This is a genomic window from Chryseobacterium gotjawalense, from assembly GCF_030012525.1.
Taxonomy (GTDB): domain Bacteria; phylum Bacteroidota; class Bacteroidia; order Flavobacteriales; family Weeksellaceae; genus Kaistella; species Kaistella gotjawalense.
Genome location: NZ_CP124855.1, coordinates 3,162,257 through 3,176,142, shown reverse-complemented (window position 1 = coordinate 3,176,142; position 13,886 = coordinate 3,162,257). Strand labels below are relative to the sequence as shown.

13 protein-coding genes are annotated in these 13,886 nt (G+C 37.0%); 4 read left to right on the top strand and 9 right to left on the bottom strand.

Annotated elements, in window-relative coordinates; all coding sequences use genetic code 11:
* The 5 genes from QGN23_RS14425 to aceB form a co-directional block, all read right to left on the bottom strand.
* Positions 1–1,035, bottom strand: coding sequence for a LuxE/PaaK family acyltransferase (locus QGN23_RS14425; protein WP_282904940.1), 1,035 nt, complete (start codon positions 1,033–1,035; stop codon positions 1–3).
* Positions 1,036–1,104: 69 nt separating this feature from the next.
* Positions 1,105–1,905, bottom strand: a complete 801-nt coding sequence (locus QGN23_RS14420; RefSeq protein ID WP_282904939.1) for a UDP-2,3-diacylglucosamine diphosphatase — start codon at positions 1,903–1,905, stop codon at positions 1,105–1,107.
* Positions 1,906–1,987: 82 nt separating this feature from the next.
* Positions 1,988–2,434: a 6-pyruvoyl trahydropterin synthase family protein gene (locus QGN23_RS14415; protein WP_282904938.1), complete on the bottom strand. Its 447-nt coding sequence runs from the start codon at positions 2,432–2,434 to the stop codon at positions 1,988–1,990.
* Positions 2,435–2,713: 279 nt separating this feature from the next.
* Entirely contained in the window at positions 2,714–4,000 is a 1,287-nt protein-coding gene (gene aceA, locus QGN23_RS14410) for an isocitrate lyase (RefSeq protein ID WP_282904937.1), read from the bottom strand.
* A gap of 188 nt (positions 4,001–4,188) precedes the next feature.
* Positions 4,189–5,766, bottom strand: coding sequence for a malate synthase A (aceB, locus tag QGN23_RS14405; protein ID WP_282904936.1), 1,578 nt, complete (start codon positions 5,764–5,766; stop codon positions 4,189–4,191).
* 176 nt (positions 5,767–5,942) lie between these two features.
* Here aceB and QGN23_RS14400 point away from each other — a divergent pair, with 176 nt between their 5' ends.
* Both QGN23_RS14400 and QGN23_RS14395 read left to right on the top strand, forming a co-directional pair.
* Positions 5,943–7,415, top strand: coding sequence for a helix-turn-helix domain-containing protein (locus QGN23_RS14400; protein ID WP_282904935.1), 1,473 nt, complete (start codon positions 5,943–5,945; stop codon positions 7,413–7,415).
* 107 nt (positions 7,416–7,522) lie between these two features.
* On the top strand, positions 7,523–8,176 hold the full coding sequence (locus QGN23_RS14395) for a ComF family protein (RefSeq protein WP_282904934.1): 654 nt from the start codon (positions 7,523–7,525) through the stop codon (positions 8,174–8,176).
* A 39-nt stretch (positions 8,177–8,215) separates the two neighbouring features.
* Here QGN23_RS14395 and upp read toward each other — a convergent pair whose 3' ends face one another.
* Genes upp through der form a run of 3 tightly spaced genes read right to left on the bottom strand, consistent with a single transcriptional unit; the run spans position 8,216 to position 10,640 of the window.
* Entirely contained in the window at positions 8,216–8,866 is a 651-nt protein-coding gene (gene upp / locus QGN23_RS14390; protein ID WP_282904933.1) for a uracil phosphoribosyltransferase, read from the bottom strand.
* A gap of 59 nt (positions 8,867–8,925) precedes the next feature.
* Positions 8,926–9,273, bottom strand: a complete 348-nt coding sequence (locus tag QGN23_RS14385; protein ID WP_282904932.1) for a four helix bundle protein — start codon at positions 9,271–9,273, stop codon at positions 8,926–8,928.
* Positions 9,274–9,332: 59 nt separating this feature from the next.
* The gene (gene der, locus QGN23_RS14380; RefSeq protein WP_282904931.1) at positions 9,333–10,640 is read right to left on the bottom strand and encodes a ribosome biogenesis GTPase Der; all 1,308 of its coding nucleotides are present in this window, start codon (positions 10,638–10,640) and stop codon (positions 9,333–9,335) included.
* A 211-nt stretch (positions 10,641–10,851) separates the two neighbouring features.
* Here der and QGN23_RS14375 point away from each other — a divergent pair, with 211 nt between their 5' ends.
* Both QGN23_RS14375 and QGN23_RS14370 read left to right on the top strand, forming a co-directional pair.
* The gene (locus QGN23_RS14375; RefSeq protein ID WP_282904930.1) at positions 10,852–11,406 is read left to right on the top strand and encodes a LemA family protein; all 555 of its coding nucleotides are present in this window, start codon (positions 10,852–10,854) and stop codon (positions 11,404–11,406) included.
* A gap of 5 nt (positions 11,407–11,411) precedes the next feature.
* Positions 11,412–13,340, top strand: coding sequence for a DUF2207 domain-containing protein (locus tag QGN23_RS14370; protein ID WP_282904929.1), 1,929 nt, complete (start codon positions 11,412–11,414; stop codon positions 13,338–13,340).
* Between the two features lie 105 nt (positions 13,341–13,445).
* Here the strand turns inward: QGN23_RS14370 and QGN23_RS14365 are convergent, their stop codons facing one another.
* Positions 13,446–13,688 (bottom strand): GlsB/YeaQ/YmgE family stress response membrane protein, encoded by a 243-nt coding sequence (locus QGN23_RS14365; RefSeq protein WP_282904928.1) that lies wholly within the window; start codon positions 13,686–13,688, stop codon positions 13,446–13,448.
* Between the last annotated feature and the right edge of the window lie 198 nt (positions 13,689–13,886).

Genomic DNA, 13,886 nt, shown 5'->3' with positions numbered 1-13,886 from the left:
TTAAGACACCAGCAAACTGCAACCACGGATATCGGAATGGTCGATCCGGCCCAAAACCTGAAACCGGTTGGAAATAATGGCATCGTCATTCTGGACGAAATTAAGTTCGGAATTTATCTCAATTCTACCCAAATCCTGCGTCGCAATAAAACTGCAGGAATGCCGGTTGGCCAAATCGATGATATTGATCGCACCGTTTCTTCCCTCTTCAACATACGAAAAAGGATCTTCGGTGTTTCTGATGAGAACGCGCATCCAGTTGGGACTTTCATAGATATTCTGGCCTAAGGAATACGCTTGCGAAAGCAATTCGGTCATTGAATATTCCGAATAAATTTTGTCGGTTCCGAAACCTTTATGAAAGATATTCAAAAGTTCATCTTTGGTCATTTCCTCTTTTCGCCCTTTCATTCCGCCGGTTTCGATGATGGTGAGTTGATGTGCTGATGGGATGATGTGCTGATGTGTTTCTACAAAATCTAAAAAATCCAGCAGCGCAAAAGAAACGCCGAATAAAATTACTTTTTTATTTTCTTTGGAGAGTTGATTTAATAATTCAAATAAATCCTCATGATTATAAAGAAAATATCCGTTCTCTGGTTTTCCTGATTTTTTCATCAGAAAATCAACCATATAAATTAAGGAAGAATTTTGCTTTTCCAGATAACTCGGCAACAATCCGAGAAAAATATAATCTTCCGGTTTTCCGATAAACTGTCCGAAACTTTTTTCAATGCTTTCCTGGTAAAGGTTTTCGTCAGCAATCCAGTGTTTTGAAAGATTCATCTGCGTGGTTCCTGAACTTTGGAAAAACAGATCGGTGTTTTTATTTCGATCTAAAATCGTGTGATTTTTAAACATTTCAATCGGCAGAAAAGGAATTTTTTCTACTTCCTGAATATCATCCGGTTTGATATTTAAATAATCGACAAACTTTCTATAAACCTCGATATTTTGATATTGATAGCGGAAAGTTTCCAGACATTTTTGTTGGAAATCGGTTGCTGTCTTAATGTTGAAAATATTTTTAACCACGGAGATTCTTAATATTTAGGATGATAGTAAATTTTAACTGTTAAAAGTTATTTTTTCTTGAATTTTATCTTACGAAGTGGTATCGTCGCTGAAAATTTCTGTGACTCCAGTTTTGTAAGACTTTAATTTAAAGTGAGTTTGAAATTCCCCAAACGTAAAATAAGAAATCCAGTCACCGAGGTTGATATATTGGGCGCTGCCGTTTTCTAAGTCCAGAATCATCGGTAAATGCCGGTGACCGTAAACGAAATAATCGATTTCTTCTGTTTTGAGTTTTTCTTTGGAATAAATAATCAGAAATTCCTTGTCTTCACCAAGAAACTCTTTGTCCTCTTCCCCGGAAATCATCTTGTTTTTTGTTGAAAAATAAATGGCTATTTTCATCGCAATATCCGGATGCAACCATTTGAAAGCCCATTGTGCCAAAGGATTGGTGAACAGTTTTTTCATTCTTTTATAGCCTTTATCGCCGGGACCTAAACCGTCTCCGTGTGCGAGAAGAAAATTCTTTCCGTTGATTTCGAAATACTGTTTATCAAAATAAACTTTACATCCTATTTCTTCTTCAAAATAATTTTTCATCCACAAATCGTGATTGCCAACGAACATGAACAGTTCAATTCCAGAATCTTTTAATTCGGCCAATTTCCCTAAAACGCGGACATATCCTTTCGGAATAACGTGATTCCATTCGTGCCAGAAATCAAACAAATCTCCCATGAGAAATAAAACCTGGGCATCCACTTTAATTTCGTCGAGCCAGCGGATAAATTTCTCCTCGCGAACCTTGCTTTCTTTTGGAGTTGGTGCACCAAAATGCTGATCAGAAGCGAAATAGACTTTTTTATTTTGTTCTAAATTGATTTTCATAATATTTTTCGAATTACCCGAATGTTTCGAATGATCCGAATTTTGCAAATTTAGCACATTTTCAAAATATTGCATTTTCAGATTAAACTTGATCTTCCGCAAACCATTCTCCATAAGAGTTTTCGGTTTCATGAAGTTTAAGATAAGCCAGGGATACGGTTTCGGGAAGTTGCTTTTTTATTTTCGAAGCGATGTCGTAAAGCATATTTTCGCAGGTCGGCTGGTAACCGCAATAAATCACTTTATGTCCTTTTTCCTCCAGGTCTTCCCCCAATTGTTTGTGCGGCGAAATACCATTGAGCATCACCGCGTGATCCCAACGATCGATAATCTGTGATTTTACGATTTTTTTAATGTCTCCAAAATCTACGACCATTCCGTTTTTTGGATGGTCTAAATCATTGATCGGATTTCCTTTTACCGTAACAAAAAGTTTGTAGGAATGTCCGTGCATATTTTTGCATTTGCCGTCGTAATTGTAGAGAACGTGGGCGGTTTCGAACGTGAAAATTTTGGTGATGCGTATCATGGCGCAAAGATAATGAAAGTTTAAGCTTTTTTGAAATAATAAAAAAGAGTGCTGAATAATGTTTTTAATGCAAAGGCGCAAAAAAATTAAATCCATTGCGATTTCGATTTTTGGCAATCGACAAAGGATTTAGGAAGACAAATCACAAAATCCTCCCCAAAAAAGGAGAGGACTTTCTTAAAATAAACTAGAATCGAGATTCTTAGAAGTGAGACATGAGACGATTTTTGACGTAGCAAGTCTCACATCTGAAGTCTAAAAATCCAGTGTCTTTATCAATCAATGAAACTGTTCCCTTTCAGTTGATCCAGCCAAAGCCGCTGTAGATGAATTTCCATCGGTAACTACGGTTTGCACTTCGTCAAAATAAGAAGTTCCGACGAAATTCTGATGTTTTACGGCGCGGAAACCTTTCGATTGAAGTGCAAATTCTCTTTCCTGTAATTCGCTGTAACCTGCCATTCCTCTTTCTTTGTAAGCCAAAGCCAACTCGAACATTGACGTATTTAAAGCGTGGAAACCGGCCAAAGTAATGAACTGGAATTTGTAACCCATCGCGGCTAATTCTTCGCGGAATGTTTCCATTTCGGGAACTGATAATTTTGCAGCCCAGTTGAAAGAAGGGGAACAGTTGTAAGCGAGCATTTTTCCCGGGAATTTTGCGTGGATTCCTTCAGCGAATTTTCTGGCGTACGCTAAATCAGGGTTTGAAGTTTCCATCCAGATCAAATCAGCGTAAGGCGCATAAGCCAGACCTCTGTCGATTCCCTGCTCTACTCCGTTTTTCACTTCATAGAAGCCTTCAGTTGTTCTTTTCCCTGTCACGAATTTACGGTCTCGTTCGTCGATATCCGAGGTTAACAAATCCGCCGCATCAGCATCAGTTCTCGCCACCAAAAGCGTTGGAACTCCACAAACATCGGCTGCCAAACGCGCTGCAATCAGTTTATTGATCGCTTCCTGAGTTGGCACCAGAACTTTCCCACCTAAATGTCCGCATTTTTTTGCCGAAGACAATTGGTCTTCGAAATGAACTCCGGCTGCACCGGCTTCGATCATTTGTTTCATTAATTCAAAAGCATTCAAATTACCACCAAAACCAGCTTCTGCATCAGCAACGATCGGAACCAGATATTCTTTGCAATTCTCTTTATCCACTTCATTTACAGACTGAATTTGATCTGCACGCAATAAAGCATTATTGATTCTTTTCACCACAGACGGAACGGAATTCGCAGGATATAAGCTTTGATCCGGGTACATTTCACCACTCAAATTCGCATCGGCAGCTACTTGCCAGCCGGAAAGATAAATCGCTTCCAAACCGGCGTCAACTTCCTGTACCGCTTGATTTCCTGTTAAAGCGCCTAATCCTGCCACAAAATCCTGATTATTCAGTTTTTCCCATAATTTCTCTGACATTAATTTGGCGATGGTGTAATCGAGTTGATAAGAACCTCGAAGTTTCAATACTTTTTCTGCGGAATACGGTCTTTTGATACCTTTCCATCTTGGGCTTTCCAACCATTCTTTTTCCAGTTGCTGGATCTGTTCTTGCTTTTTCATATCGATTTGTTTTGGTGATTTTATATCTTTGATGGACTGCTTTTTTTAACGCAAAGACGCAAAGATTTTTGAATAATACGCTTCTGAAATTACGAACGCAAAGGCGATTGACTTCGTTGAATTTTCGATTTTGAGAACCGGATTAAAAAATTCACCATTCACCATTATTGCCGCTTTTCTTCTGCTTCTTAAATAAACTGATACGCTTTCAAAGTCAGAAATTCTTCGAAATTGTCGTTGAGAATAAGGTCATCAAAAAGTTCGGTAGCGAGATCAAATTTTCCGTTTCTGAACCGTTCTTCACCGACATAATTTTTGATTTTATCCAATTCCTCTTCCTGCCAATGCAAAACCATTTCTGGCATTAAAGTTCGTCCGTCTTCTAATTTTGCTTCATTTTTCAGCCATTGCCAAATCTGGGTTCGGGATATTTCTGCAGTTGCCGCGTCTTCCATTAAATTATACAAAGCAGCAGCACCCACGCCCATTAACCAAGATTCGATGTAGAGAATTCCGACATTAATATTTTTTCGAACGCCATTTTCAGTGATGGTTCCCTTTGGAATTTCAAGTAAATTTTCTTCGGAAATGTGGTAGTCTTCAAATTTTTTACCGATTTGATTTGCCATCGGCATGAATTCATCAAAGATTGCTTTTGCAACCGAAACCAATCCCGGATGGGCAACCCAAGTCCCATCGTGGCCATTTTTAACTTCGCGTTCTTTGTCGGCGCGGACTTTCGCATAAGCGATTTCGTTTTCCTTTTCGTTATTTTTCACGGGAATTTGCGCTGCCATTCCGCCCATCGCGTGAACATTTCTTTTGTGACAAACCTGAATTACTCTTTTGGAATATGCACTCATAAAAGGCGAAGTCATGGTCACCTGATCTCTGTCGGGAACCAAAAATTCGGGCAGATTCCGAAACTTTTTAATGTAAGAAAAAATATAATCCCACCTTCCACAATTGAGGCCGGAACTGTGTTCTTTTAATTCAAATAAAATTTCATCCAGCTGAAAAGACGCAGTAATGGTTTCTATGAGAACTGTTGCTTTAATGGTACCTTGAGGGATTTCAAGATAATCTTGCGAAAATTTAAAAACATCGTTCCACCAATTTGCTTCTTTGTAATGTTCTAATTTTGGCAAATAAAAATAAGGCCCACTTCCGTTTTCAATTAATTTTTCAGCATTTCTAAAGAAATAGATTCCAAAATCGATTAAAGAAGCGGAAGTCCTTTCACCATTGATTTTAATATTTTTTTCTTCTAAATGAAGACCACGCGGGCGAACCAAAAGCGTGGCTACCGTTTCAGCCAATTCATATTTTTTACCGTTTTCACTTTCGAAACTGATGGTTTTATTGACGGCATCGGAAAGATTTCTTTGTCCTTCCATACAATTTTCCCAGGTCGGCGAATTGCTGTCTTCAAAATCTGCCATGAAAGTGGAAGCTCCGGAATTCAAAGCGTTGATGATCATTTTTCGTTCAACAGGTCCGGTAATCTCCACTCTTCTGTCGAGTAAATCTTTTGGCAAAGGATTACAAATCCAGTTTTCTTTTCTGATTTCCTCTGTTTCTGCCAAAAATTTCGGAAGTTGGCGGTGATCGAATTCGATTTGCTTCACATTTCTTGCCTGAAGAAGTGCGATTCTTCTATTGTTGAAATTAACATGAAGTTCCGCCAAAAAAACCAATAATTCAGAGGTGAAAATGTCGCTGTACTGTTCCTGAGGGACGATCTGAAATTGTGTTGCCGTTTCCATGTGTATAAACTTTAAAGATTTGATACTGCAAACTTAAATAAAAAATTTTCACAAATAGCGAACGTTCGCTAAATTTACCAAACATAAATTATGCGAACAATCGCTTTATTTTATTTATCTTTGTGTTCATCGGATTTTACACCTATTTAGAAATAATATAAATTAATTTTTGACTAATGGCAAGTGACAGTGATTTTATAAAAACCGTTTTCGGACTGAAAATGAAACAGTTCCGTCAAAAAAAAGGTTTTTCCTTACAAGACCTGGCAAATTTAACGGGAGTTTCCAAATCGTATTTAAATGAAATAGAAAACGGCAAAAAGTACCCGAAACATGATAAAATCTCACAACTTGCAACTGCATTAAATTGCACTTATGACGATTTGGTTTCTACAAAACTGGATAAAAGCTTAGCGCCAATCGCAGAAATCATACAGTCGGATTTTTTTAAAGAAATTCCGCTCGACCTGTTTGGCATCAACAAAAACAACCTCATCAGTATCATCAGTGAAGCGCCCAAAAAAGTGACCGCTTTCATCAATACTTTAATTGAGATTGCGAAAAATTACAATCTCAGTAAAGAGCGTTTTTATTTTGCCGTCATCAGAAGTTTTCAGGAATTATACGACAATTATTTTCCCGAAATCGAGGAGAAAGCAAAGGATTACATTTTGGAAAATAATCTGTCGGAAAAACCTCATTCAACTGAATTCCGGCAGATTTTAGAGCGGCAGTTTCAGTACCAGATCCGGTCTCTCGATTTGGGGCAATATGGTGCTTCAGGAAAATTGCGTTCGCTTTTTATTCCAGAAAAAAACCTGCTTTTGCTGAATGAACTTTTAGATGAAGATCAGAAAACTTTTATTTTCGCGAAAGAAATCGGATTCAATGTTTTGAATCTCAATCCCCGACCAAACACTTATTCCTGGCTGGATTTCACAAGTTTTGAAGAACTTCTCAATAATTATTACGCTGCCTATTTCGCCGGATCATTATTGATTCGAAAAGAAACATTAACACAAAAACTAAGCAGTTTTTTTGAAAATGAGGAGTGGAATCCTACCCTTTTTGAAAATTTAATTGAAGAATTCACCAATTCGCCGGAGACATTTTATTATCGCCTGACCAATATATTACCGCAAGAATTCGCGATTAAAGATTTGTTTTATCTCTGTTTTACCAAAAAGAAAAATTCAGATAAAATTCAGATTTTGAAGGAACTTCATTTGAACCAGCAACAAGCTCCGCACGCAAACGCTACGAGTGAACATTATTGCCGACGCTGGATAGCGGTGAAAAACATGAGCAATCTAAAAGAAAATGAAAAGCTCACCGATGCACAAATTTCTCATTATAAAGATACGGGTTTAACCTATCTGGTAATTTCCACGTCACAGAAAAATCCTTTTTCTGATGGAACGAACAGAAGTTATTGTATTGGAATTTTATTAAATCCAGCTTCTTTGAAGAAAATTAAATTTGCCAAAAGCAATCAGATCAAAACAGTTAATGTCGGCGTAACCTGTGAGTTTTGCAGTATTTCTGACTGTGAAGTGCGGCAAGCGCCTCCTTTGAGATTAGAAAAGGAAATTTTTAATGCAAATATGAAAAAGTCTATCCAGCAGATTCGGAAGGAAATTTTAAAATAAAGCACAAGATTTTATTAAAATTAAGAGCCTGTTTAAAAATGATAAAAAATAATTAAGCCCTCTAAATTGTTCAAAGTAATTTGTAACTTTCACTAAACAAATGGAGTATGTTTTTAGTAGACTTACTTTTTCCGAATCGCTGTCTGGAATGCAACCGAATTATTCCTTCGGAGGAAGTGATTTGTGAACTGTGTTTTGATCAAATCAATTTTACTCATCATCACATTTCCGAAAGCAATCTTCTAACTGAGAAATGCCGTTTACTTTTTCCCATTGAAAACGCTTTCTCATTGATGCAGTTTGAGGAAGAAAGCACGAGTCAGAAAATTATTCATCAATTAAAATACGGAAGTCGGGAGAAAATCGGGAAAATCATTGCCAATTGGACGGTGGAAAAATTAGATTTTTCGGATTCAAAACCCAACCTTTTAGTGACCGTTCCACTCCATCCAAAAAAGCAGAAAGAACGTGGCTATAACCAGTTACACCTTTTCGGGGAGACCCTTTCGAAAGAGCTAAAAATCCCCATTGACCACCATTTAATTAAACGTAACTTTTACAAGAAAGCACAAGCTAAAAAAAGCAAAGAGCAAAGAATTTTCAATGAAAATCTGTTTTCAGTCACCAAAAACATTTCCAATCAGCATATTTTATTGATCGATGATGTTTTCACGACTGGAAATACGATGAGCGCCATTGCCTGGGAAATTTTAAAAGCCGGAGATAATAAAGTGAGCGTTTTGGTGATGGCAATGGATTAATTTAAAGAGCCATGAACCAAGGTTAAAAATCCAAGATAATTATCTCTGTAATTTTTCGCCGTAGGACAAATCACCAGCATCACCCAAACCTGGAGTAATATAGCCTTTTGAGGTCAACTTTTCGTCGATAACGCCTACCCATATTTTTGCATCTGGAAACTCTTTTTGAATGGTATCAACGCCTTGTTGTGAAGCGATTGCTGCGACAATATGGAGCTGTGTCGGTTTTCCGTGATTTAATAAATCCTTGATGGCTTCAATTAAACTTGCGCCTGTTGCCAACATGGGATCAGCGACAATCAAAGGTCTGCCGTCAATACTCGGGCAGGTTAGATAATCCTGTTTGATTGAGAAGTAATCGTTTGCATCATGTTTTCTATACGCCGCTACGAACCCACAATCTGCTTTATCGAGATAATTTAAAATTCCCTGAAACAATGGAACACCAGCTCTTAAAATCGTGGTAATTACAGGTTGTACAGCAACTTCCTGTGATTTGATTTTGTCTAAAGGCGTGGTAATTTCGATTTCCTTTTGTTCCAACCCTTTGCTGATTTCAAAGGCGGCAATTTCTCCAATTCTTTCCATATTTCTACGGAACCGGAGTCGGTCGTTTTGAATTTCTACATTTCGAAGTTCGTTAATCCAAGTATTAATGAGAGAAAATTGATCTGAAAGGACAGTAATCATAATATTGATTTGATGATGTGACGATTTGTTGATGTGATGATGTGGCGATTAATACGATCTTATTTATTAATTTTTGAAGTCGATATAATTTTTGACAAAAGCTTCTGAATACTGAGTAATGTTATTTTCAAATCTTCATTAAAAGGATAGCTTGGTGATTTTTCACAGAGCAAAAGCCAATATTCTGTTTCTTTTGCTTCTTTATCTGCTATTTTTAATTTGTGAATAAAATCTGCTCTGCTTTCTGCACTTTGAGATTCGAAAATATTTGCGCCCACAGATGTTCCTGATTTCAACAATTGATTAGCAATTACAAATTTTCTTTTACTCTCAAGAATTTCAGTAAATTCGATAATGTCTAATGCAAACTGAATACTCAATTCCAAAATTTCATTTCTTTTTTCCATTTGTTTATGTTTAATAATTAAATCAGCAAATTAACAAATCGACACATCATCAAATCAATTTATTTTTGTCTGAAGTAAATTTCAATAGGAACACCGGTGAAACCGAAATGTTTTCGAAGTTGATTTTCAGTGAATCTTTTATAAGCTTCTTTTACATATTGCGGTAAATTACAGAAGAATACAAACTGTGGACTTGGCGTTGGCAGCTGTACACAATATTTTATTTTCACATATTTCCCTTTCAATGCCGGTGGCGGAGTTGCCTCAAAAACAGGAAGCATTACTTCATTTAATTTTGAAGTTTTAATTTTCTTCGCTCTGTTTTGGTAAACTTCCATGGCAACTTCAACGGTTTTCAGAATTCTCTGTTTCGTTAAAGCAGACACAAAAAGAATTGGAATATCGGTAAACTGACCAATTTTTTCTTTAATTCTCGCTTCAAAATCACGGGTCGTATTGGTTTCTTTTTCTACCAAATCCCATTTATTCACCACGATCACGATTCCTTTTCTGTTTTTCTGAGCCAGTCCGAAAATATTCATATCCTGAGATTCCCAACCTAAAGTGGCATCAACCATGATAATTACGATATCAGAATATTCTATGGAACGAACAGCACGCATCACTGAATAAAATTCTAAATCTTCTTTTACTTTGGCTTTACGGCGCATTCCTGCGGTATCAACCAAAACAAATTCGTGCCCGAACTTGTTATATAAAGTCTGGATAGAATCCCGGGTCGTTCCCGCTACATCAGTTACGATGTTCTGTTCCTTGTCTAAAAGGGCGTTGGTTAAAGTGGATTTTCCTACGTTTGGTCTTCCTGCAATGGTAATTTTTGGTAAACCTTCGAAAGGATCTTTATATTCAGTAGTCGGGAAATCTTTTACGATATCATCCAACAACTCTCCGGTTCCGGAACCTGTTGCAGAAGACATGGTATAATATTTTGGAATTCCCAATTGATAGAATTCAGTTGCGGCCAATTCTTCTTTTGCAGAATCCGCTTTGTTAACAACAATATAAACCGGTTTATTAGACCGGCGTAACATTTCATGAATTTCAATATCGGTATCTGTTAAACCTTCAGCTACGTTGAGCATGAAAATAATCGATGTAGCTTCATCAACGGCTAATTCAACCTGTTTGATAATTTCTCCTTGAAATGCATCTTCAGTATCCACTTCGTAACCACCGGTATCGATCACGGTAAATTCAACTCCGTTCCAGTCAGATTTTCCGTAATGACGGTCTCTGGTAACTCCGGCTGTTGAATCTACAATTGCTTCTCTTCTTTCGAGAAAACGGTTAAAAAGGGTGGATTTTCCTACGTTGGGACGTCCAACTATGGCGACGATATTCGACATAAAATTTTGTTTAATAATGACATTATTAATGGGTTACTCGAACTTTTCGAGCCCAAAAATTTTTGCAAAGATAGTTTTTTTTCAGCGGCTGTATAAATTATGTTAAATATTTGTAACTTTCCGTTACATTTGATACATCATGCAACCGATTGCTTAGATCACATGTAAAAAAACCATTAAAAAAAAATTAATACCAAAAAACTTTAAAATTATGAATGCTATTTTAATTATTCTTGCTTTTTGCGCTGTAGCTTTATTCTATGGAGTATCTATCTACAATCAACTGGTAAAGTTGCGAACGATGGTTGATGAAGCGTGGAGCAGTATCGATGTAATGCTGAAAAAACGATACGATTTAATTCCAAATCTGGTAGAAACGGTGAAAGGTTATGCCACGCACGAGAGAGAAACCTTTGACAGTGTGACGAGAGCGAGAGCCGCCGCCATGTCGGCAAATTCCGTTGAGGAAAAAGAAGCGGCTGAAAAAAATCTGAATCAGGCAATGATGAATTTGAATGCTGTTGCAGAACAATATCCGGACTTAAAGGCAAATACCAATTTCCTGCAACTTCAAAGCGAATTATCCACTTTGGAAGGCGACATCGAAAAATCGAGAAGATATTATAACGGAACCGTTCGGGAAAACAATATTCTGGTCGCTACTTTCCCGAGCAATATCATTGCCAATATGTACAAGTTTACCAAATCTCCTTTCTTTGAACTGGAAAACATTACCGAAAGAGCGGTTCCGAATGTAAAATTCTAAAAACCATGAACCGGTTAATTTTTACATTTCTAATCCTGATTTTCGGGATTGGTGCAGCACAGGATTTGGCGGTTGATTCCTCTGCCCGGAAAAACTACGAACATATTATTTCTTTCGATTCCGATATCGTTATTGCTAAAAATGCACAAATTACGGTTACCGAAAAAATAAAAGTTTACGCAGAAGGAATTAATATCCGCAGAGGAATTTTCCGGTCCTTACCTTTATGGAGGAACATTAATGGCAGGAAAATAAGAATTAAATATGATCTCATTTCGGTTCAGAAAAATGGATCAAAAGAAGATTATCATACCGAAAGTACCAGTTCTGATTACGATATTTATTTTGGAAACAAAGACATCATCCTAACTCCAGGAGTTTATGAATATGAACTGAAATACAAAACATCAGATCAGATTGGATTTTTTGACAATTATGATGAATTTTACTGGAATGTGAACGGTACATTGTGGGATTTTTCAGTGGACGAAATATCGGCTAAAGTTACCTTGCCGGAAAATGTGCAAATTCTGCAACATTCCTGTTATACCGGAAGTTATGGATCGAACGCTTCCAATTGTACCGGTCACCAATCATCTTCAAACACCATTGAATGGTCCGCAAAAAACTTAGCACAAAATGAAGAATTAACGATTGCAGTTGGGTTCAACAAAGGAATCTTTGCCCCTCCGCCTCCACCGGGATTTTTAGAAAAATACGGGATTTTAGCAGCGCTTATTGCAGCAGCTTTAGGATTATCAGGATACTTTTTTACCAGTTGGAAGAAATATGGAATCGATCCGCAGAAGCCCGTTGTTTACCCGCAATTCAATGCGCCACAAAACCTGTCTCCTGCTTCTTTAGGTTATCTGGAAAACGAACATTACTCGACGCAGATGATTTCGGCAGCCATTGTAAGTCTGGCTGTTAAAGGTTTTATCAAAATCATCGAAGAAGATAAAAGAATTCTGGGAATTTTCGGCGGCAAAGAATATACATTAGAAAAGATCAAAGAACAGGATCAGACTTTACCAAAAGAGGAAATCAACCTGATGAATAAATTATTTTCCGGCGAATCAACGGTTATCACTTTCGATGGACAATACAATTCAAAAATTGAAAATGCTGTGAATGATTTCAAGGCCAGTTTAAAATTTCAACATGATGACTTTTTGAAAAAAGGAAATAATACGAGTAAATTAATCTTACCGATTATTGTCATTTTCGGCTTTTATGGACTTGGTTTATTTTTCAGTTACCGAATAAGTTATAGCGACACTCATTTGGGCGCAGGAATTTTTCTGAGTGCGGCTGCTTTATTTACAGGAATTTTTATTTCTGTTTTTTTTGAAAGATCAAGTGTGGTGAAAGTTTTATTTGCCTTCATTGCAATAGGATTGATGTCGATTCTTTCAACAATCTTTTCACTGGACACAGAAAGAACAGAAAACATAGGCTTCTACGCAAGTTATGGTTTCTTACTATTTGGATTTATCGCAATGGTACTTTATCAATATTTCATTAAACAACCAAGTTCAGAAAAACTGGAAACCCAATCGCTCATAGACGGTTTCAAAATGTACCTTGGAACGGCAGAAGAAAAAACACTGCAATTTCACAATCCGCCGGCAATGACGCCAGATATTTTTGAAAAAATGTTGCCTTACGCGATGGTTTTAGGTGTTGAGAAAATTTGGGGCGAAAAATTCCAAAGCATGTTAAAAAAATCAGCTTTAGGAGAAAATCAGCAGTATCATTCGAATTGGTTTATTGGCGCTTCGGTAATGAATATGAATTTTGCGGGCTCCTTAAATTCTTCACTGTCGCAATCCATCGCGAGTTCTTCTACGCAACCTTCAAGTTCCGGAAGCGGATCAGGTGGTGGTGGATTTTCCGGCGGCGGAGGTGGCGGTGGCGGAGGCGGCGGCTGGTAATTATGAATTGTCGTTTTTCTATTTTTAAACCATAAAAAAACGTTCTGATTTTCTCAGGACGTTTTTATGTAAGAAGAGAATTGATTTCTAATCAATATTTTTAATTTAAACCCTGCGGCCAGAGAGTAAATTAATTATTGCCAGTAAAACAATTGCACCGACAGCGCCAGTAAGAATCTGTCCAATAACCGCCGTTCCAAACAAAGTTCCTAAAAGCCAATATCCGATAAATCCACCGATGATACCGACGATTATATTTCCTATTAACCCAAGGCTTCCCCCTTTAAAAATCTGCGAGCCTAACCATCCTGCGACAGCTCCAATAATTAATGTCCATAAAATTCCCATAATGTTAATTTTTAATGTTAATATTTAATGATTTCTAAAGATAATATCCAAATTTATGCCGAAATATATTTTGTTAAAATTCTAACATTATTCATGTATTAAAAATAAACTTCGTTGCATAGCTTGGCCTGCTACAATTAATAAAACATTTAAATTTATTTAAAACACGTAATTCAACTTAAGTTCAAATGTTTTCAT